Origin of the sequence: Pseudosulfitobacter sp. DSM 107133 (assembly GCF_022788695.1) — a bacterium.
Lineage (GTDB): Bacteria > Pseudomonadota > Alphaproteobacteria > Rhodobacterales > Rhodobacteraceae > Pseudosulfitobacter.
Map to the genome: position 1 here is coordinate 2198935 of NZ_CP085154.1, position 22423 is coordinate 2221357.

Annotated in this window: 24 protein-coding genes; 14 read left to right on the forward strand and 10 right to left on the reverse strand. The window is 59.9% G+C overall.

Annotated elements, in window-relative coordinates; all coding sequences use genetic code 11:
• Window positions 1-142 precede the first annotated feature (142 nt).
• The 7 genes from DSM107133_RS10810 (at window position 143) to DSM107133_RS10840 (ending at window position 6598) form a co-directional block, all read left to right on the forward strand.
• A complete protein-coding gene (locus tag DSM107133_RS10810) occupies window positions 143-1243 on the forward strand; it encodes an outer membrane protein transport protein (protein ID WP_114295469.1) in 1101 nt (366 codons plus the stop codon).
• Between the two features lie 137 nt (window positions 1244-1380).
• A complete protein-coding gene (locus DSM107133_RS10815; RefSeq protein ID WP_114295470.1) occupies window positions 1381-2253 on the forward strand; it encodes an ATPase in 873 nt (290 codons plus the stop codon).
• Between the two features lie 30 nt (window positions 2254-2283).
• Window positions 2284-3201 (forward strand): homoserine O-succinyltransferase, encoded by a 918-nt coding sequence (gene metA, locus DSM107133_RS10820; protein WP_114295471.1) that lies wholly within the window; start codon window positions 2284-2286, stop codon window positions 3199-3201.
• A gap of 4 nt (window positions 3202-3205) precedes the next feature.
• The gene (locus DSM107133_RS10825) at window positions 3206-4168 is read left to right on the forward strand and encodes an alpha/beta hydrolase (RefSeq protein WP_240310693.1); all 963 of its coding nucleotides are present in this window, start codon (window positions 3206-3208) and stop codon (window positions 4166-4168) included.
• Window positions 4169-4224: 56 nt separating this feature from the next.
• On the forward strand, window positions 4225-5094 hold the full coding sequence (gene ppk2 / locus DSM107133_RS10830; protein WP_114295473.1) for a polyphosphate kinase 2: 870 nt from the start codon (window positions 4225-4227) through the stop codon (window positions 5092-5094).
• Window positions 5087-5704 (forward strand): TetR/AcrR family transcriptional regulator, encoded by a 618-nt coding sequence (locus DSM107133_RS10835; RefSeq protein WP_114295474.1) that lies wholly within the window; start codon window positions 5087-5089, stop codon window positions 5702-5704. Before ppk2 ends, DSM107133_RS10835 begins: the two co-directional genes overlap by 8 nt.
• Before the next feature lie 204 nt (window positions 5705-5908).
• The gene (locus tag DSM107133_RS10840) at window positions 5909-6598 is read left to right on the forward strand and encodes a hypothetical protein (protein ID WP_114295475.1); all 690 of its coding nucleotides are present in this window, start codon (window positions 5909-5911) and stop codon (window positions 6596-6598) included.
• A gap of 130 nt (window positions 6599-6728) precedes the next feature.
• On the opposite strand, the gene rpsI is transcribed toward DSM107133_RS10840, so the two are convergent.
• The 3 genes from rpsI to DSM107133_RS10855 all read right to left on the reverse strand — a co-directional run bounded on the left by rpsI (window position 6729) and on the right by DSM107133_RS10855 (window position 9262).
• On the reverse strand, window positions 6729-7223 hold the full coding sequence (rpsI, locus tag DSM107133_RS10845; RefSeq protein WP_114295476.1) for a 30S ribosomal protein S9: 495 nt from the start codon (window positions 7221-7223) through the stop codon (window positions 6729-6731).
• Between the two features lie 2 nt (window positions 7224-7225).
• Entirely contained in the window at window positions 7226-7687 is a 462-nt protein-coding gene (gene rplM, locus DSM107133_RS10850) for a 50S ribosomal protein L13 (RefSeq protein ID WP_114295477.1), read from the reverse strand.
• Window positions 7688-7849: 162 nt separating this feature from the next.
• Window positions 7850-9262, reverse strand: a complete 1413-nt coding sequence (locus DSM107133_RS10855; protein ID WP_114295478.1) for a PLP-dependent aminotransferase family protein — start codon at window positions 9260-9262, stop codon at window positions 7850-7852.
• A 106-nt stretch (window positions 9263-9368) separates the two neighbouring features.
• On the opposite strand from DSM107133_RS10855, the gene DSM107133_RS10860 reads away from it, so the two are divergent.
• Window positions 9369-9602, forward strand: a complete 234-nt coding sequence (locus DSM107133_RS10860; RefSeq protein ID WP_114295479.1) for a DUF1127 domain-containing protein — start codon at window positions 9369-9371, stop codon at window positions 9600-9602.
• A gap of 65 nt (window positions 9603-9667) precedes the next feature.
• On the opposite strand, the gene DSM107133_RS10865 is transcribed toward DSM107133_RS10860, so the two are convergent.
• Window positions 9668-10087, reverse strand: coding sequence for a PaaI family thioesterase (locus tag DSM107133_RS10865; RefSeq protein WP_114295480.1), 420 nt, complete (start codon window positions 10085-10087; stop codon window positions 9668-9670).
• A 57-nt stretch (window positions 10088-10144) separates the two neighbouring features.
• On the opposite strand from DSM107133_RS10865, the gene DSM107133_RS10870 reads away from it, so the two are divergent.
• From DSM107133_RS10870 to gluQRS, 4 genes are all read left to right on the forward strand, one after another.
• The gene (locus tag DSM107133_RS10870) at window positions 10145-10930 is read left to right on the forward strand and encodes an enoyl-CoA hydratase (protein WP_114295481.1); all 786 of its coding nucleotides are present in this window, start codon (window positions 10145-10147) and stop codon (window positions 10928-10930) included.
• Window positions 10931-11259: 329 nt separating this feature from the next.
• Window positions 11260-12630, forward strand: a complete 1371-nt coding sequence (gene trmFO / locus DSM107133_RS10875) for a methylenetetrahydrofolate--tRNA-(uracil(54)-C(5))-methyltransferase (FADH(2)-oxidizing) TrmFO (protein ID WP_114295482.1) — start codon at window positions 11260-11262, stop codon at window positions 12628-12630.
• A 24-nt stretch (window positions 12631-12654) separates the two neighbouring features.
• A complete protein-coding gene (locus tag DSM107133_RS10880) occupies window positions 12655-13266 on the forward strand; it encodes a class I SAM-dependent methyltransferase (protein WP_114295483.1) in 612 nt (203 codons plus the stop codon).
• Window positions 13263-14159 carry a tRNA glutamyl-Q(34) synthetase GluQRS gene (gluQRS, locus tag DSM107133_RS10885; RefSeq protein ID WP_114295484.1) on the forward strand — a complete coding sequence of 299 codons (897 nt, stop codon included), beginning with the start codon at window positions 13263-13265 and terminating at the stop codon, window positions 14157-14159. Before DSM107133_RS10880 ends, gluQRS begins: the two co-directional genes overlap by 4 nt.
• Here the strand turns inward: gluQRS and hisI are convergent.
• Entirely contained in the window at window positions 14156-14521 is a 366-nt protein-coding gene (gene hisI / locus DSM107133_RS10890) for a phosphoribosyl-AMP cyclohydrolase (RefSeq protein WP_114295485.1), read from the reverse strand. The genes gluQRS and hisI overlap by 4 nt on opposite strands.
• Window positions 14522-14590: 69 nt before the next feature.
• On the opposite strand from hisI, the gene DSM107133_RS10895 reads away from it, so the two are divergent.
• Together DSM107133_RS10895 and DSM107133_RS10900 are read left to right on the forward strand one after the other, a co-directional pair.
• Window positions 14591-15040 (forward strand): iron-sulfur cluster assembly scaffold protein, encoded by a 450-nt coding sequence (locus tag DSM107133_RS10895; RefSeq protein WP_114295486.1) that lies wholly within the window; start codon window positions 14591-14593, stop codon window positions 15038-15040.
• Window positions 15041-15108: 68 nt separating this feature from the next.
• Window positions 15109-16503 carry a methyl-accepting chemotaxis protein gene (locus tag DSM107133_RS10900; RefSeq protein WP_114295487.1) on the forward strand — a complete coding sequence of 465 codons (1395 nt, stop codon included), beginning with the start codon at window positions 15109-15111 and terminating at the stop codon, window positions 16501-16503.
• 191 nt (window positions 16504-16694) lie between these two features.
• Here the strand turns inward: DSM107133_RS10900 and DSM107133_RS25000 are convergent, their stop codons facing one another.
• From DSM107133_RS25000 to DSM107133_RS10920, 5 genes are all read right to left on the reverse strand, one after another.
• Window positions 16695-16823 (reverse strand): hypothetical protein, encoded by a 129-nt coding sequence (locus tag DSM107133_RS25000; protein ID WP_275890977.1) that lies wholly within the window; start codon window positions 16821-16823, stop codon window positions 16695-16697.
• A gap of 112 nt (window positions 16824-16935) precedes the next feature.
• Window positions 16936-19026 (reverse strand): ATP-dependent DNA helicase RecG, encoded by a 2091-nt coding sequence (recG, locus tag DSM107133_RS10905; protein ID WP_114295488.1) that lies wholly within the window; start codon window positions 19024-19026, stop codon window positions 16936-16938.
• Window positions 19023-21116 (reverse strand): NAD-dependent DNA ligase LigA, encoded by a 2094-nt coding sequence (ligA, locus tag DSM107133_RS10910; RefSeq protein WP_205387922.1) that lies wholly within the window; start codon window positions 21114-21116, stop codon window positions 19023-19025. Before ligA ends, recG begins: the two co-directional genes overlap by 4 nt.
• A gap of 167 nt (window positions 21117-21283) precedes the next feature.
• Complete coding sequence (locus DSM107133_RS10915; protein ID WP_114295490.1) at window positions 21284-22009, reverse strand: response regulator transcription factor CtrA; 726 nt, start codon at window positions 22007-22009, stop codon at window positions 21284-21286.
• 131 nt (window positions 22010-22140) lie between these two features.
• Window positions 22141-22422, reverse strand: coding sequence for a DUF1153 domain-containing protein (locus DSM107133_RS10920; protein ID WP_114295491.1), 282 nt, complete (start codon window positions 22420-22422; stop codon window positions 22141-22143).
• Window position 22423: the final 1 nt, after the last annotated feature.

The window sequence follows — 22423 nt, forward strand, 5'->3', positions numbered from 1 at the left end:
GGAACGCGCGCCCGGTTAACTTTGCGTAAGCCACTTTCGCTTGCCCACGCGTCACCAATTGACCCAAGACCACGCACTGCGTTTAGCTTGTTTCTACTTCGCCAAATAACAAATTGCGAAGCGACTTCTGGGGAGGAGTTACATGAAAGTTCGTCACGTCGCCATTGCGGCACTTCTTGGCTCGGCCTGTATGGCGCAGGCAGGCGGCATCGACCGTTCGGGCCAATCGATTCTGGCCCTGTTTGAAAACGGGCGCTACGCCGAATTCAGCCTTGGCGCCGTGTCGCCCGACACCTCGGGCACGGCTGTGGCCGCTTTGGGCGGTTTCGGCTCGGGCGATATGACATCCAGCTTTGTGCAACTGGGTGCGGCCTACAAGGCCGATATCAATGACCGTCTGTCCTATGCGCTCATCTATGACCAACCCTTTGGCGCGGATGTAGACTATCCAACGGGCACCGGCTATTTCGCAGGCGGCGCGACCGCCGAGTTGAAATCCCATGCGCTGACCGGGCTGCTGCGCTATAAATTCCAGAACAATTTCAGCGTTCACGGCGGTATTCGCGTACAAAGCATCGAAGCTGCCGCAAACGTGCCTTTCGTTGACGGCTATAGTGTGAACGGCAGCCGCGATATCGGTGTGGGCTATCTGGCCGGTGTCGCCTACGAGCGGCCGGACATAGCGTTGCGGGTGGCCCTGACCTACAATTCGGGCATCGAACACGACGTTGCGACCACTGAAAATTCGGGCACCTTTGGCACCACCACCTCGACCACGCAGATCGAGACACCGCAATCGGTGAATCTGGATTTCCAGACCGGTATCGCCCAGGACACATTGCTGTTTGGTGGTATCCGCTGGGCGGAATGGTCGGAATTTGACATTTCCCCCGCCAACTATGCCACGCTGACTGGCGGTGCCTCTCTGGTCAGCTACGCCGATGACGTGTTGACCTATACTCTGGGCGTCGGGCGGCGTTTGAACGACAATTGGGCTGTGTCGGCCTCGGTCGGCTATGAAAAATCCAACGGCGGCTTTGCCAGCAACCTTGGCCCCACCGACGGCTTCAAGAGCCTCGCCCTGGCAGCGGTCTATACGCAGGACAATATGAAAATCACCACCGGCATCCGCTATATCAACATCGGTGATGCCCAAACCACACTGAACGGCGTGACTGCGGCCTCGAACTTTCAGGACAACCACGCCATCGCCATCGGCGTAAAGGTCGGTTACACATTCTGACCCCACCCCGGTTGCGAACACTTGCAAACCCGTGGCCTCAAAGGCTGCGGGTTTTTCTGTCTGATGCTGTGCCTGAACTGGCGTCTTTCGCAGCGCTCGGTTAGGAACGGGGTCAAACAGATAACGGACCCCGATCGATGCTATACCCCGATGCCGCAAGCTGGCGCGACGCCGATGAAAAACGTGTGCTTGTTTATGGCATGTCAGGTTTGGGCAAAACCCATATGTCGACCCTGCTGCGCGCATCCGGTGACTGGTTTCACTACTCGATCGACTACCGCATCGGCACCCGCTACATGGGCGAATATATCGCTGACAACGCCAAGGCCGAAGCGATGAAGGTGCCCTTCCTGCGCGATCTGCTGATGACCGACAGCATTTACATCGGGTCGAACATCACCTTTGACAACCTGTCGCCTGTTGCCACCTATCTGGGCAAACCGGGCGATCCGGCCTTGGGTGGTCTGGAAATCGCAGAATACACCCGCCGTCAGGACCTGTTCCGCAAGGCCGAGATCAACGCCCTGCGCGACACCGCCTATTTTGCCCAGCGGGGCCGTGAGCTATACGGCTATCCGCATTTCATCTGCGATACCGGCGGGTCGATCTGTGAATGGGTGGATGCCGACGACGATCACGATCCGCTGATGAGCGCGCTTTCGGCCAGCTGCCTGCCGGTCTGGATCAAAGGCGACGACGCTCACACGGCCGAGTTGATCCGCCGGTTTGACAAGGCGCCGAAACCCATGGCCTATCAGCCTGCATTTCTGAAACAGTGCTGGGAAGAATACCTTGCGGAATCAGGGCTGTCCGAGGCCAAGGTAAATCCCGACACCTTCATCCGCTGGACCTATGCCCGTGCGTTGGCCCACCGCCAGCCCCGCTACGAGGCGATGGCGCGCTGGGGTGTCACCGTCACCGCAGACGAGGTGGCTGCGATGAAGTCACCCACTGATTTCAACGACCTGATCGCAACAGCCCTTGAGCGGCGCGCACAACACCCTATCTGACCCTTTCCAATACAAGTTCGGACCAAGCCAATGCCCATCAAAATCCCATCCACCCTGCCCGCTTACGACGTGCTGACCCGCGAGGGTGTTATGGTGCTGGACGAGGAGCTGGCCGCCAGTCAGGACATCCGCCCGCTGCGCATCGCGCTGCTGAACCTGATGCCCAAGAAGATCCAGACGGAAAACCAGTTTGCCCGCCTGATCGGGGCGACGCCCTTGCAGATCGAATTCAGCCTGCTGCGCATGACCGATCACAACACCCGGAATACCGCCGCCGAACATATGGAGGCGTTTTACCGCCCTGTCTCGGAAGTAGTGGACGAAAAATTCGACGGGTTGATCATCACCGGCGCGCCGATTGAACATCTCGACTTTGACGCGGTCGGCTATTGGGACGAATTGCAGCGCGTGATGGACTGGACCCAGACCAACGTGCATTCGACCTTTGGCGTGTGCTGGGGCGGGATGGCGATGATCAACCACTTCCATGGCGTGCAGAAACACATGCTGGACAAGAAGGCATTCGGTTGCTTCCGGCACCAGAACCTTGCCCCTGCCTCGCCCTATCTGCGTGGCTTTTCAGACGATTGCGTGATCCCCGTCAGCCGCTGGACCGAAATGCGTCAGGCCGAGGTCGACAACGTCGGCGCGCTGCGCACCCTGCTGGGCAGTGACGAGGTCGGCCCCTGTCTGGTCGAGGATGTGGACCATCGCGCGCTCTATATCTTTAACCACTTTGAATACGACAGTGACACGTTGAAACAGGAATACGACCGCGACGTGGCCTCGGGCACCGAGATCAACGTGCCGATCAACTATTACCCCAACAACGACCCCAGCCAGCCACCGCAAAACCGCTGGCGCAGTCATGCGCATCTTTTGTACGGGAACTGGATCAACGAAATCTACCAGTCCACGCCTTTTGATCTGGCGAAAATTGGGACGTAAGGCGTTGATAACCATTGCTGTTCTTGCGCTGGCCCTGGTGGCCACCGTGCAAATCGCCGCGGGTTACCGCGAAGCACGGGCCGCGCGGACGCATCCGCCCTTGGGGCAGATCCTGGATGTAGACGGCACCAAGGTGCACGCAATGGTCATGGGCCAGGGTCCCGATCTGGTGCTGATCCACGGCGCCGGCGGCAACCTGCGCGACTTTACCTTTGATTTCGCCGAACGGCTGACAGACCGCTACCGCGTGATCCTGTTTGACCGTCCCGGGCTGGGCTGGACCGACCTGCCCCATGATGCCCCAAGCGGCGCTTGGGCATCGCAAGGGACATCGCCCCAGGCACAGGCCGCTTTGTTGCAGGCCGCTGCCGACCAGTTGGACGTGCACGATCCGATCGTGCTGGGCCACAGCTTTGGCGGTTCGGTCGCCCTCGCCTGGGCGTTGGCGCGGCCCGACGACACTGCTGCCGTGGTCATGATCGCGGGCGTCGCACAACCATGGCCGGGCGATCTGGGGCCGTTCTACACGGTTTTGGGCGCCCCGTGGGGCGGCGCGCTGGTGGTGCCGATGATCACCGCCTTTACCCCCCGTCCTTACGTCAAGGACCGCATCGACAGCATTTTTGCCCCGCAGACCGCCCCCGAAGGCTATGCCGACTATATCGGCGCAGGCCTGTCCATGCGCCGCACCACCCTGCGCGCCAACGTGCGTCAGGTGAACACGCTGCGCCCGCATATGGTGGCAATGCAACCCAAGTTGCCCACGCTGACGATGCCAATGGAAATCATACACGGCGATGCAGACGACACGGTGCCGCTGGCGGTCCACTCGATCCCGCTGTCGCAACAGGTGCCCGGTACCAATCTGACCGTGCTGCCCGGCGTCGGCCACATGCCCCATCACGTCGATCCCCAAGCCGTTGTCGATGCCATTGACCGTGCAGCGCTACGTGCGGGTTTGCGTTAATCGTCACGCCGCACCATATTGATGTTAATGGAAATCACTTCACGGGAGCATACCGCGTGACCAAACCCTTCGACGGCGCGATCAGCGCCTTTGCCGAGAGCGAAGCCCCCGAGCAAATTCGCAAGACCATCGCGCGGGCCGACAAGGACGATATGCTATCCGACAGCTATCCGCATTCCGAACGCATGTCGGGCAAGGCCTATGACAAGCAGATGGAACGGTTGCAGATCGAACTGGTCAAGATGCAGGCCTGGGTGCAAGAAAGCGGCGCGCGGATTGCCTGTGTGTTCGAAGGCCGCGACGCGGCGGGCAAAGGCGGTACGATCAAACGGTTCCGCGAGAACCTGAACCCGCGCAGCGCACAGGTGGTGGCCCTGCCCAAGCCCACCGAAAAAGAGGCTGGAGAGTGGTATTTCCAACGCTACATCAGACGTCTGCCCAGTGCGGGAAACCTGTCGTTTTTTGACCGCAGCTGGTACAACCGCGGTGTCGTGGAAAAAGTCTTCGGCTTTTGCACCGACGCGCAGCGCGCCCATTTCTTTCAACAGGTCCAACCCTTCGAGGAGATGCTGGTCGAGGACGGCATTCACCTGTTCAAGTTCTGGATGAACGTCGGCCGCGAAGAGCAGCTGCGCCGGATGATGGACCGCGAGGCCGATCCGCTGAAACAATGGAAGCTCAGCTGGATCGACGTTGAGGGGCTGAAGAAATGGGACGACTATTCGGCCGCCATCCGCGAAACGCTGGACCTCAGCCATTCGGACCACGCGCCGTGGACCGTCGTGCGCTCGGATGACAAGCGGCGCGCGCGGCTGGCCGCGATCCGCTGTGTGCTGCATGGGCTGGACTATACCAACAAGGACGCCCAGGCCATTGGCGAAATTGATGAAACAATCTGTGGCGGACCGGACATCTGGGATGCCTAAACGCGGTTATCATCACGGCAACCTGCGGCAGGCGCTGGTCGATGCGGCTCTTGAGTTGATCGAGCTTAGGGGCCCGACCGGCTTTACCCTGTCGGAGGCGGCAAAACAGGCCGGCGTGACCCCCGCCGCCGTCTACCGCCACTTTGAAGGGCGCGAGGACCTGATTGCCGTCGCTGCCCTGCAAGGCTACGAGATTTTCGCGGACCTGATGGAATACGCCTATCAGTCGGGCCAACCCTCGGCGCTGGCGGCATTCGAGGCGACAGGGCGCGCCTATCTGGCCTTTGCACGTAAACATCCGGGCCATTACATCGCGATGTTCGAAAGCGGTATTTCGATCAACCGCACACCGGAACTGGCCGCTGCCGCCAACCGCGCCAACGGCGTTCTGGAAAAGGCTGCGGGCGATCTGTCGCAGCATATTCCGGCTGACAAACGCCCGCCTGCATCCATGTTCAGCGCCCACATCTGGGCAATGAGCCACGGCGTTGTCGAATTGTTTGCCCGCAACAGCCCCGGCCGCGCCAGCCCGTTTTCGCCCGAGGATTTGCTGGAAAGCGGTATCGGCATTTATTTGCGTGGTTTGGGCCTGGTGGCGCCGGACAGCTGAAGACCAGACATTCACCCGTCTGAAGAAAGAACTTGTAACCTGCCATAAAAAGCGGCGTTTTCACCGCTCAACAGCCTGCCCCTCGCGCGCAGCAGGCTTTCACATTGCAAGCCCCCCACATGTACCTTAGTGAAAGACTCACTCAAAAATCCGTCCCAGCCACTCCTCCCGAACAGCTACGGACCTTTCACTGAAAGCACACTTATGATGTTTAAAACCCTCCTCGGCGCGGGCCTGTCCGCGACGCTGCTTGCCGGTGCCGCCTTGGCCCAAGACAACATCACCGTCGGCGCCGATCCGATCTTTGATCCGGTTCAGGACCGTCCCGTTCTGTCATGGACCGCAGGCATCGCGGCCACGGCACGCTTTGCCACGTCGGATGATTTCGACCATGCCGAAAACGAAATCGAAGGCTTTGTCGAACTGGCCTATTCCGGCTTTCACGGCGGTCTGACCATCACGACGCTCTATCAGGATCCGGCAGATGACGTGGAATATGAAGCCAATCTTGGCTACGGCGCGGAATTCGGCAACGGCATGTCGTGGGATCTGACCTATGGCTATATCTGGCTGAACAACACGTCGGGCCATTCCGAAGAGATCACCGCGACGCTGGCCTTCCCCGTTACCGACAGCGTTGATGGTGCCTTTGCCGTGATCGTCGACCCCGACACCGGCAAAAGCGATCAGGAATTTGCATTCGAAGCCCCCCTGAACGACCGCTGGTCGCTGGTGGGTCTGGTCGGCAACTCGGACCGTGACGACAACGTCTACGGTGAACTGGGCGCGGTCTATGCGATCAACGACAATACCGCGTTTCAGGTTCTGTACGAAGACACCAACGACAGCGGCGGCCTGCTGGGCTTTACCGTGTCCTATGAATTCGGCGGCTAAGCCAGCCACTTGACCGGAAAACGGCGCGTGATCCTGACGGATTGCGCGCCTTTTTTGTGACCGGAGGCCAGACATGAAAAAACCCGCACCAAGGTGCGGGTTCTTCCGATTTCCAACAGTAAAAAACGCCTTAACGCTTGGAGAACTGGAAGCTCTTACGCGCTTTGGCTTTACCGTATTTCTTACGTTCCACAACGCGGCTGTCGCGTGTCAGGAAACCTGCGGCTTTCAACGCGCCACGCAGCGAGGGATCGTACAGTTGCAGAGCCTTGGACACGCCGTGCTTGACCGCGCCGGCCTGACCGGACAGACCGCCGCCCTTGACAGTTGCGACAACGTCGAACTGACCTTCGACACCGGCAACGGTGAAGGGCTGTGCCAGGATCATTTGCAGAACCGGACGGGCAAAATAAGCGTTCATCTCTTTGCCGTTCACGGTGACCTTGCCCGAACCGGGTTTGATCCAGACGCGGGCAACCGCATCTTTCCGTTTGCCTGTGGCGTAAGACCGGCCAAACTCGTCACGGACGGGCTCGCGCGGGGTCAGGTCGGCTTCTTGCACGGCAGCTGCGTTTTCGGTCACGGCTGCTTGCAGGTCTTCGAGTGTGTTGATTTCGTCGGCCATGCTTATGCGCTCCGCGTGTTTTTCTTGTTCATCGACTTAACGTCGAGAACTTCGGGGTTTTGCGCTTCGTGCGGGTGCTCGGTGCCAGCATAGACGCGCAGGTTGGTCATGACCTGACGGCTCAGACGGTTGCCGGGCAGCATCCGCTTGACGGCCAGCGTGACCACGCGTTCGGGGTGTGCACCTTCGAGGATCTGCTCTTTGGTGCGCGATTTGATGCCGCCGGGGTGGCCGGTGTGCCAGAAATGCTCTTCCTGACGCTTCTTGCCGGTCAGCTGCACTTTTTCAGCGTTGATGATGATCACGTTGTCGCCCATGTCCATGTGCGGTGTGAACGACGGCTTGTGCTTGCCGCGCAGGCGGCTTGCGACGATCGAGGCAAGACGGCCCAGAACGATGCCTTCGGCGTCGATCAGGATCCATTTCTTGTCGATGTCCGCAGGTGTTGCGGTAAAGGTTTTCATTGCAGGAGTTTCCTGTTTGCTGTTGCGGGCCACGCAGGACGTGTCCCTGATATGCGATGGGCGGGTTATATAGCACGCAAGCGGGCGGTCAAGCGGCGCAAACCTTTTAAAACCGTTATAAATCAGCGCATTGCAAATAAGGTATTATAATACCCCAGCCCCTTACACGTTGATCTGCTCGGGCGGATTGTCCAACAGCACCCGCAGGCGGCCCATGGCGGCCTCAAAGGCCTCCAGTTTTACACCGGCATTCACCGCAAAACGTATCGCATGGGGGCTGCGCGCCTCGCGACAGGCGAATTCCTCGCCGGCACGCACCTGCACGCCCTGCGCTTCGGCGGCCTGACAGAATGCCGTGGCACGCCAGCCCTCCGGCAATGGCAGCCAGACAAAGGGGACATTTTCACGCCAGTGCAGATCATAGCCGCCCAGAATATTCGCCGCGGCCTGCACATATTGGTTGATGCCCGTCCGCACCTGCTCGGTCAGGACAGGCAACTGCGGATGCGTCAGCAAGGCCGCCGTCAGGTCAAGGATCGGCGTGGGCAGCCCGAAGAAGGCGTGTTCCGAGGCGCGCCGCAGCGGCGCCGCCCGGCCATGCGGCGCAATCGCCGCCCCAACGCGCAAGGCGGGCGTCAGCGACTTCGAGATCGACGTGACATACCAGCCGCGTTCCGGTGCCAGCATCCGGTAAGAGGGCGATTTGGCCGCGGCAATCTGATAACAATCGTCGTCAATGATTTGCAGGTCATGGGCGCGGGCCACTTCGACCAGTTCAAGACGACGCTCAAGCGGCGTGAACAGACACGTCGGGTTGTGCACGGCCGGAGAGGTGCAGAACAGCTGCGCATCATGCTGGGCGGTGGCGCGGGCCAAAGCTTCGGGAATGACGCCCTGTGCATCCATCGCCACCGGAACCACATCGGCGCGCACCAGTTCGGCGGCACGGCGGAATCCGGGATAGGACAGTTCCTCGACCAGAACCACGGGCTTGCGCCCTTTCAGCAACGCCTGCATCACCAGCAAAATGGCACTTTGCCCACCATTGGCCAACACCACGTCGCCCTGATCCAGATGCCCCACCTGCGCATCGGCAAGCCATTGCACCACCGCCTCGCGGGCGGGCCGTGCATTTGTACGGTTCGGGTAGTGCATCATGCCCGACGGCGGATCACGGGCGATGTCAGCCAGCAGGCCGCGGATCAGCGCCGCCTGCCCGACGCTGGGCAGATGCGGAGACATCATGTTCACACGCCAGCTTTGTGCCTCGCGGTTGTGCGCGGCGCTGTCGACCTCGATCGGCGGGGCAAATGCAGCTTCTTCATCCACGGGTGCCGCCACAAATGTGCCGCGCCCGACTTCGGCATTCAGCAACCCTTCGTCGGTCAGGACGGTATAGGCCCGCGCCACAGTGCCCGGCGTGATCTTGAGCCGCCAGGCCAGATCGCGCACCGGCGGCAACCGCGTGCCCTGGGTCAACGTGCCGCCCGAAACCGCATCGCGAATGATCTGCACCACAGCCTTGTATTTGGGTCCCGCCCCTGTCGGCAGCGTCTGAGGCCAAATTGTATCCATTACAATATTTCCGTAGATTCTTTGTACCAGAGTTTGTATCAATAATTATGGCAATAACGCCAAATTGTGTCAATACAATTCATCGGAACACCAAAGGAGACTTCCCATGACACAGACAACCGCCCTGCCCGCTGACATCCTGACGCATCTGCGTGACACACGCACGATGCCGGTGATTTCTGTCCTGGCGATCAAGCTGGCCGTTGTTCTGTCAAAATGGGCCACCCGCCGGCGCACGCGCCTGGCACTCACCCAACTGTCACCGCAGCAGTTGGACGATGTGGGACTGACCCCGCGGGCGGCTTTTACCGAGTCGCGCAGGGGATTCTGGCAGGCGTAACTTCCCTGTGACGTCAACCAGACCTCTTCCTTGCCGCCGGGTTCGCCCCGGCGGTCTTTTCGCATTCAGCGCGGCGGAATCGCATAGGTCAGCGTGGCCCGCGCCACGGGCTGCTCCATGCCCTTGGAATGTATCAATACATCTGTGACCGACAACAGCTTGCCCAGCTTCAAAACCGTCGCAGTGGCGATCAAATCGACGCCAGCGGCCGGTTTTCGCATGAAATCAATGGAACAATTCGTGGTCACCGCCAGCGCCTTGGGCCCGATCAGGGCCAGCGTCGCCAGATAGGCCGCCACATCCGCCAGCGCAAACATCGTCGGCCCCGACACGGTGCCCCCGGGGCGCAAGTGCCGCTCGGCCACCGCCAAACGCACCCGAATCTTGCCGCCGTTCACCTCTTCGATGACGAAATCATCCGCGACCTGATCGAACTCGGCTGCCAAAAAGGCGGTCAGTGCCTCTGCGTCCATCACCGTTTGCATGGGTTTTCCTCTGTCTGCCTCTGGCCTAAGGTTCTCCTGAAACAGGCGGAGGGCAAGATGGCAATTCTTGAACGTAAGGTCACGAACAACGTGGCGCATCTGACACTGAACGCGCCCGGCCGGCTGAATGCGCTGTCGGACGAAATGATTCTGATCCTGCACAAGGCCCTGGATGAAATCGCGGAAACCAAAAGCATCCGCGCCGTCATTCTGTCCGGCAGTGGCAAGGCGTTTTGCGCAGGCCACGATCTGAAACAGATGACGGCAGGCCGTCAGAACCCCGACGGCGGGCGCGGCTACTTTGCAGACCTGTTCAACCGCTGTGCATCCATGATGGCGCGCATCCAGTCCCTGCCCCAGCCGGTTATCGCGCAGGTGCATGGAATCGCCACAGCCGCGGGCTGTCAACTGGTGGCGACGTGCGACATGGCCATCGCGGCCTCAGACACCCGCTTTGGCGTCAACGGTGTGAACATTGGCCTCTTCTGCTCGACTCCGATGGTGGCACTGACCCGCAACATTGCGCGCAAACATGCCTTTGAAATGCTAACGACCGGAAAATTCATCGACGCTGCGCGCGCCGAAACGCTTGGCCTGATCAACCGCGCGGTGCCGCCCGAGGATCTGGAAACAGAGACAAAGGCGCTGGCCGATCTTGTGGCGTCAAAATTGGGCTCTGCGGTGAAAATCGGCAAACAGGCCTTTTATGACCAGATCGCAATGCCCACCGATGCCGCCTATGCATTCACCGGAAATGTCATGGTCGAGAATATGCTGGACCGCGACACCGAAGAAGGAATTGCGGCCTTCTTGGGCAAACGTGACCCAAGGTGGGAACAGTAACGCAGAAATTCAAAGATTGTATAATCCACTGCCTTCAAACGGTTTTTCGGGATAATTCCAATTGTTTCCAAATCTGGAATGATTGTCGCCGGGGAATCGCTGGCAAATCTGGCAAGACTGTGTCACAAAGTAGACAAGCCAAATGGCTTATAACCATTTTGGGTCGCCGTGGGCGGAAGGTCCCTCCAGGTCATCTCTCTCTGACCGACCATTCCCGCAGCGGCGACCCCAAAATAAAAACCCATACAATTCACAGTACCTGAGCGTCGACAGTATTCGCATGTCTGCGCCCCGTTGCGCATGGCCCCGCCCTGCCCTACATCAGCCCCATGACAGATACACTTCATATCGTGGGCGGCGGCATGGCCGGGTCCGAAGCCGCATGGCAAGCCGCCAACATGGGCGTGCAGGTCGTTATCCATGAAATGCGCCCGCAGGTCGGCACCTTTGCCCACCAGACGGGATTGCTGGGCGAAATGGTCTGTTCCAACTCGTTCCGCTCGGACGACAGCGAACAGAACGCCGTTGGTCTGCTGCATTGGGAAATGCGCGCGGCAAACGGGTTGATCATGGCCACGGCAGACAAACACCGTCTGCCCGCGGGCGGCGCGCTGGCCGTGGACCGCGATCCCTTTGCGCAATCGGTCACCGACGCACTGATGGCGCATCCCAACATTTCCGTGGAATACGGCGAGATCACCGAACTGCCCGACGATGGCACCTGGATCTTTGCCACCGGCCCGCTGACCTCGACCAAGCTGGGTCAGGCGATTGCTGCCGAAACCGGCGCCGAGGCGCTGGCGTTTTTCGACGCCATTGCGCCCATCGTTTACCACGACAGCATCGACATGGAACGCGCCTGGATGCAGTCGCGCTATGACAAGGGCGAGACCGAGGAAGAGCGCACCGCTTACCTGAACTGTCCGATGGACAAGGACCAGTACGACGCTTTCATCGACGCCCTGCTGGCCGCCGACAAGACCGAGTTCCACGAGGGCGAAACCGCCGGCTATTTCGACGGCTGCCTGCCGATCGAAGTGATGGCGGAACGTGGCCGCGAGACACTGCGCCACGGCCCGATGAAACCCGTGGGCCTGACCAATCCGCACCAGCCCGACGTCAAGGCGCACGCCGTCGTCCAGCTGCGTCGCGACAACAAGCTGGGCACGTTGTACAATATCGTCGGTTTCCAGACGAAAATGAAATACGGCGCACAGACCGAAGTGTTCAAGATGATCCCGGGCCTGGAAAACGCCAGCTTTGCCCGTCTGGGCGGCATCCACCGCAACACCTTCCTGAACAGCCCGACGCTGCTGGACAGCCAGATGCGCCTGCGCTCGCGTCCCAATGTGCGCTTTGCCGGTCAGATCACCGGCGTCGAGGGCTATGTCGAATCTTCGGCCATGGGTTTGCTGGCGGGCCGCATGGCCGCCACCGAACTGCTGGGCGGCACATTGGACACACCGCCCGCCACCACTGCGATGGGCGCGCTGATCACCCATATTTCCGGCGGGGCCGAGGCCAAGACCTTCCAGCCGATGAACGTGAACTTTGGCCTGTTCCCGCCCGTCGACGGGCTGAAAGGCGGACGGCGCGGACGCAAGGACCGCTACAAGGCCTATACCGACCGCGCCAAGGCCGATTGGCAGGACTGGCTGGCCCCCCAAGCCACAAAGGATCACGTCGCACTGGACGGATGAGAATGTCGGGCATAGTCTTGACCTATGTTCTCATTCCTGACCAAGGCCTACGCCCTGAAAAGCGTTCGCGACACGCGCAAACACTATGACGACTGGGCGCCCGGCTATGAAGCCGAGATTGGCGAAAACGGTTATGCCTCGCCCGCCCGTTGTGCGGCTGCCTTACGCAAATATACATCTGAAACCGATGCGCCGGTGCTGGATTTCGGCTGTGGTACCGGCCTGTCGGGCCAAGCTTTGAAAGAGGCCGGGTTTCAGGTGATTGACGGCATCGACCTGTCGTCTGAAATGCTGGAACAGGCCCGCAAAAAGGATCTCTATCGCAATCTGACACAGATCAAAGGCGGCGATGCCTTGCCCTTTGCCGATGGTGCCTATGCGCTGATAGCGGCCGTCGGGTCCATTGGCGTGGGGGCTGCCCCTGCGGCTGCGCTGCATCTGCTGATGCGCAAGCTGCCCAAGGACGGCAAACTGGTGCTTTCACTGAACGATCACACGCTTGCGGAACGGGACTATAAGGCGGCGCTGTCGGAATGGACCGACTGCGGTGCTGCGCGCCTGTTGTTTCGCGAAGACGGCCCGCACCTGCCCAAAATCAACCTGAACTCTACCGTATATGTGATTGAAAAAGCGTGACATTCATCACAAGGTTCGCGCCATCTCCCACGGGGCCGCTGCATCTGGGGCACGCCTATTCCGCGATACTGGCCTATGATATGGCCATGGACGCGGGCGGTGATTTCCTGCTGCGCGTTGAAGACATCGACCAATCCCGCGCCCGCCCCGAATGGGAGGCGCAGATTTATGATGATTTGCAATGGCTTGGGCTGTGGTGGCCTGAACCTGTCATGCGCCAGTCTGAGCGAATGGATACTTACCGCAAACAACTCGATTGGCTCTGGGAATGGGACTACGCGTTTGCCTGCTCGTGCTCGCGTCGAGATGTTGAAGCCGCAGTCTCCGCGCCACAGGAAGGCGCGGAACCACCTATGGGACCAGACGGACTGATATACCCCGGGACATGCCGCAATGTTCGCTCATTTTCAGGCAATTTCGCCCAACCCGAGAATACCGCACTGCGATTGTTCATGGGTACGGCGTTCCCGTTCGCAGATCACCGAGTCGGAGAGGAAGACGTCTTCTACTTCACGGAAACCGGTGAAGGGCCAAAAGGAGAATCCGGCCTTATCGAATTCACCGCGCGGGAAGCGATCGACACCATCGGCGACGTTGTCCTTGCGCGGCGCGATATGGGCACGTCCTATCATTTGTCCGTGGTGCTGGACGACGCCGCCCAGGGAGTCACCCATGTGGTGCGCGGTCAGGACCTCTTCGAGGCCACGAAAATCCACGTCATCCTGCAACGGCTGCTGAACCTGCCCACCCCTGTTTACCACCACCACCGGCTGATCCGCGATGATGCAGGGAAACGGCTGGCCAAACGCGACGACGCGCGCGCCATCGCCAAATACCGCGCAGAGGGGGCCACGCCCGGAGACATCCGCGCGATGGTCGGATTGCCGGGTTAAGGCGCAGCTTCCAGTTCGACCACCTCACCGCCCCGCACCGCGCGGAAAAAGCAGTTCTGCCGCCCGGTGTGGCAAGCCGGCCCGGTCTGGTTGACCATTACCAACAGGCAATCGCTGTCGCAATCAAAGCGGAAATCGACCAGTTCCTGCACATGTCCCGATGTCTCGCCCTTGATCCAGAACGCCTGGCGGGAGCGCGACCAATAGGTGACCTTGCCGGTTTTCAGGGTGCGGGCCACCGCATCGGCATTCATCCAGGCCATCATCAGCACGTCGCCACTGGTGGCATCCTGCGCAATCGCGGGGATCAGCCCTGCATCGTTGTAGGTCAGCGTCGCGGGATCAAAACTTTGGTCGGACATTTCAGAAAACCTTTTTGCATCTCGGGCCGGGGCGCTTATGTATCAGACAAGACCGAAAGGAAAGCGGACATGGCTGACAGCGACCTGATCAAACTCTACTCGGGCCAGATTCTGGCGCTGGCCACGGATATTCCGCACCGCGATCGGCTGGCCTCCCCCGGTGCCACAGTCAAGAAACGCGCGCCCTTGTGCGGTTCAACCGTGACGGTGGATGTCAGCGTCCAAGACGGCGTGATTTCGGACTTTGGGCAGGACGTGAAAGCCTGTGCGCTGGGTCAGGCCTCGGCGGCTGTTGTGGGGGGGGCGGTGATCGGACGCACACTGGCAGAGATCGAAACCGCCCGCGACCAGCTGCGCGCCATGCTCAAGGATGGCGGGCCGGTGCCTGATGCCCCCTTTGACGGTTTCAAGGTCCTGGAACCCGCGCGCGACTATCGCAATCGCCACGCCTCCATTCTGCTGAGCATCGAAGCCACTGCCGAAGCAATGCAACAGGCGCTGCAATCCAACTGCGCCTGAACCGCTTCAATCTTAGGAAATTGTGAACCAATCTGCGCTAGCCGTTGCATATCAACTGGCGGGGCAAAATGACTGCACATTCCGAATTTAACGAGCTTCAGCAGATCAACCGGCTGGCGGCACGGGCGTCTGAACTGGGTTATGAAATTGTCGACCTTGCCGGATTTCTGGACGTGGTCGAAACGCAGGCCCGCGAACAACGCACTGCCCTGGCCGCACTGACCCATTCTGCGGGCAAAGTCGAAAACGCCAACGTCGAAATGCGCGATGCCGCGCTGTCGCTGACCGACAGCACACGCGATGCGGTGCGCGATGTGAAATCATCTGCCGATACGATTCGCGGATTGGGCACACAAACGACAGAAGTCGCAGGTTGGGTGCAAGAGCTGCGCAAACGCACGCAAACCATTGGCGACACGCTGGAAGCCGTGAAAGACAACAACACCCAGATTGCCGCGATTGCAATGCAGGTGAACACGCTTGCCATCAACGCCAAGATCGAAGCGGCCCGTGCCGGCGAAAGCGGGCGCGGCTTTGCCGTCGTGGCCGAGGCGATCAACGAGCTGAGCCACAAAACCAAAGATGCCGCTTCGCGCATCACCGACAATGTCGAGACTTTGACAGACTGGATTTCCGAACTTGGCACCGAAGCGCGCAGCGTCGCAGAAACCGCTGGAACGGTCATTGATCTGACCAGTGACAGCGACATCGCCCTGACCCAGATCGAAAGTTCGATGCAGGTCGCCTTTGATCAGGTTGAAAGAATTGCGGACCGTGCGCAGGTGGTCGGTGTGGCAATGGCCAGCTTCTCGCCGAACCTTGCGGGAATCGAGACCGCAGTCACCCTGAGTACCAACGGCATCAAATCCACACATGAACGGATCAACCGCCTGATTGACCGCTCGGAACAGATCGTACAGGCCAGTGCGGCCCTTGGCGGCACGACCAAGGATGCACCGTTGATCGACTATGTCCGCGCCTGTGCAGCCACCGCAAGCGCACGTCTTGAACAAGCCATCGCGCGGGGGCAGATTTCGCAGGCGGATATGTTCGACCGTTCCTATCGACCTGTGCCCAACAGCAATCCCGAACAGGTCGTAACGGCCTTTACCAAGGTGATGGATCAGGTGATGCCCGAGATTCAGGAACCCGCGCTGGATTTTGACGACCATGTGGTGTTCTGCGCGGCAGTGGATGTGAATGGCTATTTACCTACTCACAACCGAAAATTCTCGCAGCCACAGGGGTCCGATCCGGTGTGGAACATGGCAAACTGCCGCAACCGGCGAATCTTTGACGACCGTGTCGGCCTGAAGGCGGGGCGCAATACCGACCCGTTCCTGTTGCAAGTTTACCGGCGCGACATGGGCGGCGGCAATTTCGCCATGATGAAGGATCTGTCGGCCCCGATCTTCATCAACGGCAGACACTGGGGTGGTTTGCGGCTGGCCTACACCTTCTGACGTAGCAAGCGGGCAAAAAAAGCGCCGCACATCCCGGATGGGATGGCGGCGCAGGAAAAGCGTTTTTCGTGTGGGACCCGGTCTGTCCGGCCAAGGGGGACCTTGGTTAACTTGGGACAGGCAATCCCGTTAATGCGTGCCAATTTGGGACGGACACGCCAGACAGCCGGCACGAAATCGCAGGCAGAAAATCAGACAAAGGCAGGCAGGTGCAATCCAACAACCAGCATCACCATCAAGGCCGCAGCCCCTGCCGCATCTTGCAACAATGTGCTTTCGGCGCGGGTGGCAATGGATTTGATCATTCGCATGGTGGTCATCGTATCATCTCCCGTTCTTTGTTGCCCCTTTGTTCTCATATTCTTAACGCCCTGTAAAGAACTTAGTGAGAACATTTGTGAACTTATTGGAACATCAGAACGGAAATTTGACTTAACCCACTGAAATCAAACGAATGGCCTCGTCCTGCCGCATCAGCCACAGCAACAGGCGCGCCGCCTTGCCGCGCGGGGTTTCCAGCTTGGGATCATCTGCAAGCAGCTTGCGCGCATCACTTTGGGCGATGGCCATCAGCCCCGCCTGCCGCTCAAGGTCGGCAACTGCGAACCGGGGCAGACCGGATTGTGCCGTGCCAATCACATCACCGGCCCCACGCATCTGCAAATCGGTCTCGGCAATCACGAACCCGTCCTCGGTTTCGCGCAGCACCTCCAGACGCTTTTGGCCGCTGTCGCTGAGCGGCGGCTGATACATCAGCAAACAGGTCGACGCCGCAGTGCCCCGCCCGACACGCCCGCGCAGCTGGTGCAGCTGGGCCAGCCCGAAAATCTCGGCCCGCTCGATCACCATAATCGTGGCATTGGGCACGTTCACCCCCACCTCGATCACCGTCGTCGCCACCAGAACCGATGTTTCGCCCGCCTGAAACGCCGCCATCGCCGCATCTTTTTCGACCGGTGGCATCTGGCCATGTACCAGACCCACCACGCCCTCGCCCAATGCGGCGCGCAGCCGTTTGAACCGTTCCCCTGCCGCCGTCAGATCCACCAGTTCGGATTCCTCGACCAGTGGACAGACCCAGTAACATTGCTGCCCCTTGGCGATCGCCGCGCGCAGCCGGTCTATCACCTCGTCCATGCGTCCCGTGCTGACCAGCGCCGTGCGGATCGGTTTGCGCCCGGGCGGTTTTTCATCCAGCACCGAAACGTCCATATCGCCATATTGCGCCAGGGACAGCGACCGCGGGATCGGTGTTGCGGTCATCACCATCACATCCGCCTGCGTCCCCTTGGCCCCCAGGGCCAGACGTTGCCGCACACCGAAACGGTGCTGTTCGTCGATGATCGCCAGCCGCAGATCGTGAAATTCGACGTCTTTTTGAAACACCGCATGAGTGCCCACCAGAATGCGAATACGCCCGTCGGCCAGTGCGGCCAGCTTTGCCTTGCGCTCGCTGCCCTTGTCCCGCCCTGTCAGCAATTCCAGCACAACGCCTGCATCCTCGGCCAGCGGTTGCAACCCCTCAAGGTGTTGACGCGCAAGGATTTCCGTCGGCGCCATCAACACACCCTGCCCGCCTGCCTCGACCGCGACCAGCAACGCCATGAAAGCCACCAGCGTTTTGCCCGCGCCCACATCGCCCTGCAACAACCGGTTCATCCGCTGCGGCTGAGCCATATCACCGGTGATCTCGGCAATTGCGCGCTCTTGCGCACCTGTCGGACGATAGGGCAGCGCCGCCAGGACCTTGCGCTGCAATGCCCCCGTGGCCACGCTCGCCCGCCCCGGTTTGCGACGTTCCGCGGCGCGCGCCAGCGCCAGCGTGATTTGGTGCGCCATCAGTTCATCATAGGCCAACCGCTCGCGCGCAGGTGCAGTGATCGCAATATCGCGCAGCGATTGCGGCGCATGGGCCTGTGCCACGGCCTGTGCGAAATCGGGCCAGCCGGCTTTTGCCAACTGGCCGGGATCAATCCATTCGGCCATCTGCGGCACACGGGTCAAAGCCCCGCGCGTCGCCTTCCACATCACCTTTTGCGTGACCCCGGCGGTCAGCGGATAGACCGGCTCGAACGCGGGAATGTCGCCTGCGTCATCCTCGGGCAGAATGTGATCGGGGTGCAGCATCTGCGCCATGCCGTCGAACAGCTCGACCTTGCCCGACACCACGCGCCGCGCACCTTCGGGCAGTTGACGCAACAGAAAATCGGCGCGACCGCGAAAGAACACGATCTGAAAAGCGGTTTCGGCATCGTCGACCGTGATGCGATAGGCCCCGCCCTTGTTGCGCGGCGGATGATGACGGCCCACCGTGACAACAACCGTATAGGTGCCGGGCAGCGGCGCATTTTTCAGCGTTGCGCGCGGGGTGCGATCAATGCCTGTATGCGGCAATGTGAACAGAAGATCGCGCGGGGTGGTGATGCCGGTGGCCGCCATCAGGTCAGCGGTTTTCGGGCCGACACCCTCCAGCGTCTGGGTCTCGGCAAACAGGGGAAACAGCTGTTCGGGGCGCCCGCTCATGCGCCCTCGATCAGCGCCAGCCAGCCGTCTTCGTCCAGTGTTTCAATGCCCAGTTCCGCGGCCTTTTTGGCTTTTGATCCGGCCCCCGGCCCCGCGACCAGAATGTCGGTCTTGGCACTGACCGACCCCGATACTTTCGCGCCCAGGCTTTCGGCCCGCGCCTTGGCCTCGGCGCGGGTCATTTTCTCAAGCGTGCCGGTAAAGACCACGATCTTGCCCGCGACCGGACTGCCCGAAGTGTCGGGACGTTCCGCCGCCTGCACGTCCAATTGCGCAATCAGCCGATCGATTGCAGCGCGTTCCGACTCCTGCGCAAAAGCGGCTGTCAGCGATCCTGCCATCACACCGCCCACACCGTCGATACCGATCAGATCCCCCCAGGCTTCGCTTTCGGGATCAGCGGCAGCGTCCATGGCAGCGGCAAAGGCGACCCATGTGCCGTAGTGCAGCGCCAACAGGTTTGACGCGGCCTCACCCACATGGCGTATACCCAGCCCGAAGATCAGCCGTGCCAGCGGGATCTTACGACGCTCGTCAATCGCATCGAACAAATTGCCGGCCGATTTTTCCCCCCAACCTTCCCGATTTTTCAGCTGTTGCAGGCCAGAGCCATAGCGTGCGCGCAACGTGAAAATATCCGCCGGTTCGCCAATCCAGCCGTCTGCATGGAATTGCTCGACCTGCTTTGCGCCCAATCCGTCAATGTCAAAAGCGCTGCGCGATACAAAATGTTTCATCTTTTCAACAGCCTGCGCAGGGCAGATCAATCCGCCCGAGCAGCGGCGCACAGCATCCCCCGGCTCGCGGATTGCATCGCTTTGGCACTGGGGGCAGATTTGGGGAAAGTCAAAGGGAACGGCGTCATCGGGGCGTTTGCCCAGATCCACATCGGCGATTTTCGGGATCACGTCGCCCGCCCGGTAAACCTGCACCCAGTCGCCGACGCGAATATCCTTGCCGTCACGAATCTCGCCGCCTTTGGAATCGCGGCCGATGATATAGTCTTCGTTATGCAGGGTTGCGTTCGACACTACGACGCCGCCCACCGTGACCGGCGCCAGACGTGCGACCGGGCTGAGCGCGCCGGTACGACCCACCTGAATGTCGATGGCTTCCAGTCGTGTCCACGCCAGTTCGGCGGGAAATTTATGGGCAATGGCCCAGCGGGGCGTGGTCGATCTGAAACCCAACCGTGCTTGCAAGGCCAGATCGTCAACTTTGTAAACGACGCCGTCGATGTCATAGCCAAGCTGGCTGCGCATCTGTTCGATCTTGGCGTAATGGGTCAGCATGCCGGTTGGGCCGTCAAAGGTTTGGGTCAACGGGTTGGTCTGGAACCCCATTTGCGCCAACCGTTCGATCGCGGCTGTCTGGGTCTCGGCCAAAGGCTCGGAAATCTCGCCCCAGGTATAGGCAAAAAACTTCAAGGGTCGCGCGCGGGTGATCGACGCATCCAGCTGGCGCAACGATCCGGCGGCGGCGTTGCGCGGGTTGGCGAATGTCTTGCCACCGCGTTCGTGATGGCGTGCGTTCAGCGCTTCGAAATCTGCGTGGCTCATGTAGACCTCGCCGCGCACTTCCAACACGTCTGGCGCATCTTTGATGGTACGGGGAATGTCGTCGATGGTCAGCGCGTTCGCGGTCACATTTTCGCCCAGCTGCCCGTCACCACGGGTGGCTGCCGATACCAGCACGCCGTTCTCATAGCGCAATGACAGCGACAGTCCGTCAATCTTTGGTTCTGCGGTGTAGCGCACCGGGGCGTCAGCCGTCAGGCCCAGATACTTGCGTACACGTCCATCGAAATCAATCACGTCTTCATCGTCGAACGCATTGGACAGTGACAGCATCGAAACAGCATGCCGCAGTTTCGAAAACCCTTCCGCAGGTTCTGCCCCCACCTGATCGGTGGGGCTGTCGTCGCGTTTCAATGCGGGAAAACGGGCCTCAATTTCGGCGTTACGCCGCTTGAGCGCATCATAGTCGGCGTCGCTGATCTGCGGCGCATCTTCGGTGTGATAGGCGCGGTTTGCAGCCCCCAGCACATCGGCCAGTCGCGCCAGTTCGGCGCGCGCCTGTGGTTCGGTCATGTCGGCAATGTTAGAGGTGTCAGACACAGACCCGCCCTTTCGTAATGTCGCGCCCTAGAGATAGAAGCGTGACACGGGCAGGTCCAGTTCATTCCGATCAGAAATGTGAGCGTGAGTGGTGGTCGAAAACATCCCGCGTCTTTCCCCGAAAGTCGCAGGCCGCTGGTTCAGGCGCCGATTGCCAATCTTTGGCCGTCGTCTGCACCCAATGCATTGGGTTCCGGATCGCACAGCACATAGCCACGCCCCCAAACCGTTTCGATATAATTCTGCCCGCCCGTCGCGGTGCTGAGTTTTTTGCGCAGCTTGCAGATAAAAACGTCGATTATCTTCAGTTCTGGTTCATCCATGCCGCCATACAGGTGGTTCAGGAACATCTCTTTGGTCAGCGTTGTGCCCTTGCGCAGACTCAGAAGTTCCAACATCTGGTATTCCTTGCCCGTCAAATGCACCGACTTATTGTCCACGCTGACGGTTTTTGCATCCAGATTAACCGAAATCAGGCCCGTTTCGATAACCGACTGCGAATGCCCTTTCGAGCGGCGAATTATGGCATGAATACGCGCGACCAGCTCTTCGCGGTGGAACGGTTTGGTCAGATAATCGTCTGCGCCGAACCCGAAACCCTTGATCTTGTTCTCTGTGTCATCTGCCCCGGACAGGATCAGAATCGGCGTTTCAATCCGTGCCAGACGCAACTGACGCAGCACTTCATGTCCATTCATATCAGGCAAATCAAGGTCAAGCAGGATCAAATCATAGTCGTATAGCTTGGCAAGATCGATCCCCTCTTCACCCAGATCCGTCGCATAGACGTTCAGATTTGCATGGGTCAGCATCAGTTCGATGCTTTTCGAGGTCGTCGGATCATCTTCAACAAGCAGAACACGCATTATAAGTCTCCGGATCACGTCAAGAATAAGGCAGTGACCACACACTGTATAAAAAAGGTTAATCACACGTTACTGACGAAGAGTTTACAGAAGGCAACCTCAGGTTGCTAATAATAAACTTGTAAATATTACTATTCTATCCCCCTAAACCGCTGCAAAGCAGTTGCTTTTAGCGCCTCTTCACCATGTAGGCTGACGGCGCGCACCCATGCTTCGAATTCTTCGGCGCTGATTCCGTAGCGTTCTAGCGCAGCGTTTTGGGCGATCAATCCGTACAAGACACCACGTACCACAGCCACTTTGCGCGATGCCACCCAGCGTCGCGTGTCCGCGTCGGGCAGATCGGCCTGCGTCATTACAGACCCGTCCAGCAATGTGACCGCCCTTGGACCGTCGACTTTTTTCAGATACATG

Excerpts from the sequence above, each read along its gene's own strand:
- DSM107133_RS10810 (WP_114295469.1), top strand. The coding sequence starts at position 143 with ATGAAAGTTCGTCACGTCGCCATTGCGGCACTTCTTGGCTCGGCCTGT.
- DSM107133_RS10815 (WP_114295470.1), top strand. The coding sequence starts at position 1,381 with ATGCTATACCCCGATGCCGCAAGCTGGCGCGACGCCGATGAAAAACGT.
- metA (WP_114295471.1), top strand. The coding sequence starts at position 2,284 with ATGCCCATCAAAATCCCATCCACCCTGCCCGCTTACGACGTGCTGACC.
- DSM107133_RS10835 (WP_114295474.1), top strand. The coding sequence starts at position 5,087 with ATGCCTAAACGCGGTTATCATCACGGCAACCTGCGGCAGGCGCTGGTC.
- DSM107133_RS10840 (WP_114295475.1), top strand. The coding sequence starts at position 5,909 with ATGATGTTTAAAACCCTCCTCGGCGCGGGCCTGTCCGCGACGCTGCTT.
- rpsI (WP_114295476.1), bottom strand. The coding sequence starts at position 7,223 with ATGGCCGACGAAATCAACACACTCGAAGACCTGCAAGCAGCCGTGACC.
- rplM (WP_114295477.1), bottom strand. The coding sequence starts at position 7,687 with ATGAAAACCTTTACCGCAACACCTGCGGACATCGACAAGAAATGGATC.
- DSM107133_RS10855 (WP_114295478.1), bottom strand. The coding sequence starts at position 9,262 with ATGGATACAATTTGGCCTCAGACGCTGCCGACAGGGGCGGGACCCAAA.
- DSM107133_RS10860 (WP_114295479.1), top strand. The coding sequence starts at position 9,369 with ATGACACAGACAACCGCCCTGCCCGCTGACATCCTGACGCATCTGCGT.
- DSM107133_RS10865 (WP_114295480.1), bottom strand. The coding sequence starts at position 10,087 with ATGCAAACGGTGATGGACGCAGAGGCACTGACCGCCTTTTTGGCAGCC.
- DSM107133_RS10870 (WP_114295481.1), top strand. The coding sequence starts at position 10,145 with ATGGCAATTCTTGAACGTAAGGTCACGAACAACGTGGCGCATCTGACA.
- trmFO (WP_114295482.1), top strand. The coding sequence starts at position 11,260 with ATGACAGATACACTTCATATCGTGGGCGGCGGCATGGCCGGGTCCGAA.
- DSM107133_RS10880 (WP_114295483.1), top strand. The coding sequence starts at position 12,655 with ATGTTCTCATTCCTGACCAAGGCCTACGCCCTGAAAAGCGTTCGCGAC.
- hisI (WP_114295485.1), bottom strand. The coding sequence starts at position 14,521 with ATGTCCGACCAAAGTTTTGATCCCGCGACGCTGACCTACAACGATGCA.
- DSM107133_RS10895 (WP_114295486.1), top strand. The coding sequence starts at position 14,591 with ATGGCTGACAGCGACCTGATCAAACTCTACTCGGGCCAGATTCTGGCG.
- DSM107133_RS10900 (WP_114295487.1), top strand. The coding sequence starts at position 15,109 with ATGACTGCACATTCCGAATTTAACGAGCTTCAGCAGATCAACCGGCTG.
- DSM107133_RS25000 (WP_275890977.1), bottom strand. The coding sequence starts at position 16,823 with ATGACCACCATGCGAATGATCAAATCCATTGCCACCCGCGCCGAAAGC.
- recG (WP_114295488.1), bottom strand. The coding sequence starts at position 19,026 with ATGAGCGGGCGCCCCGAACAGCTGTTTCCCCTGTTTGCCGAGACCCAG.
- ligA (WP_205387922.1), bottom strand. The coding sequence starts at position 21,116 with ATGACCGAACCACAGGCGCGCGCCGAACTGGCGCGACTGGCCGATGTG.
- DSM107133_RS10915 (WP_114295490.1), bottom strand. The coding sequence starts at position 22,009 with ATGCGTGTTCTGCTTGTTGAAGATGATCCGACGACCTCGAAAAGCATC.
- DSM107133_RS10920 (WP_114295491.1), bottom strand. The coding sequence starts at position 22,422 with ATGTATCTGAAAAAAGTCGACGGTCCAAGGGCGGTCACATTGCTGGAC.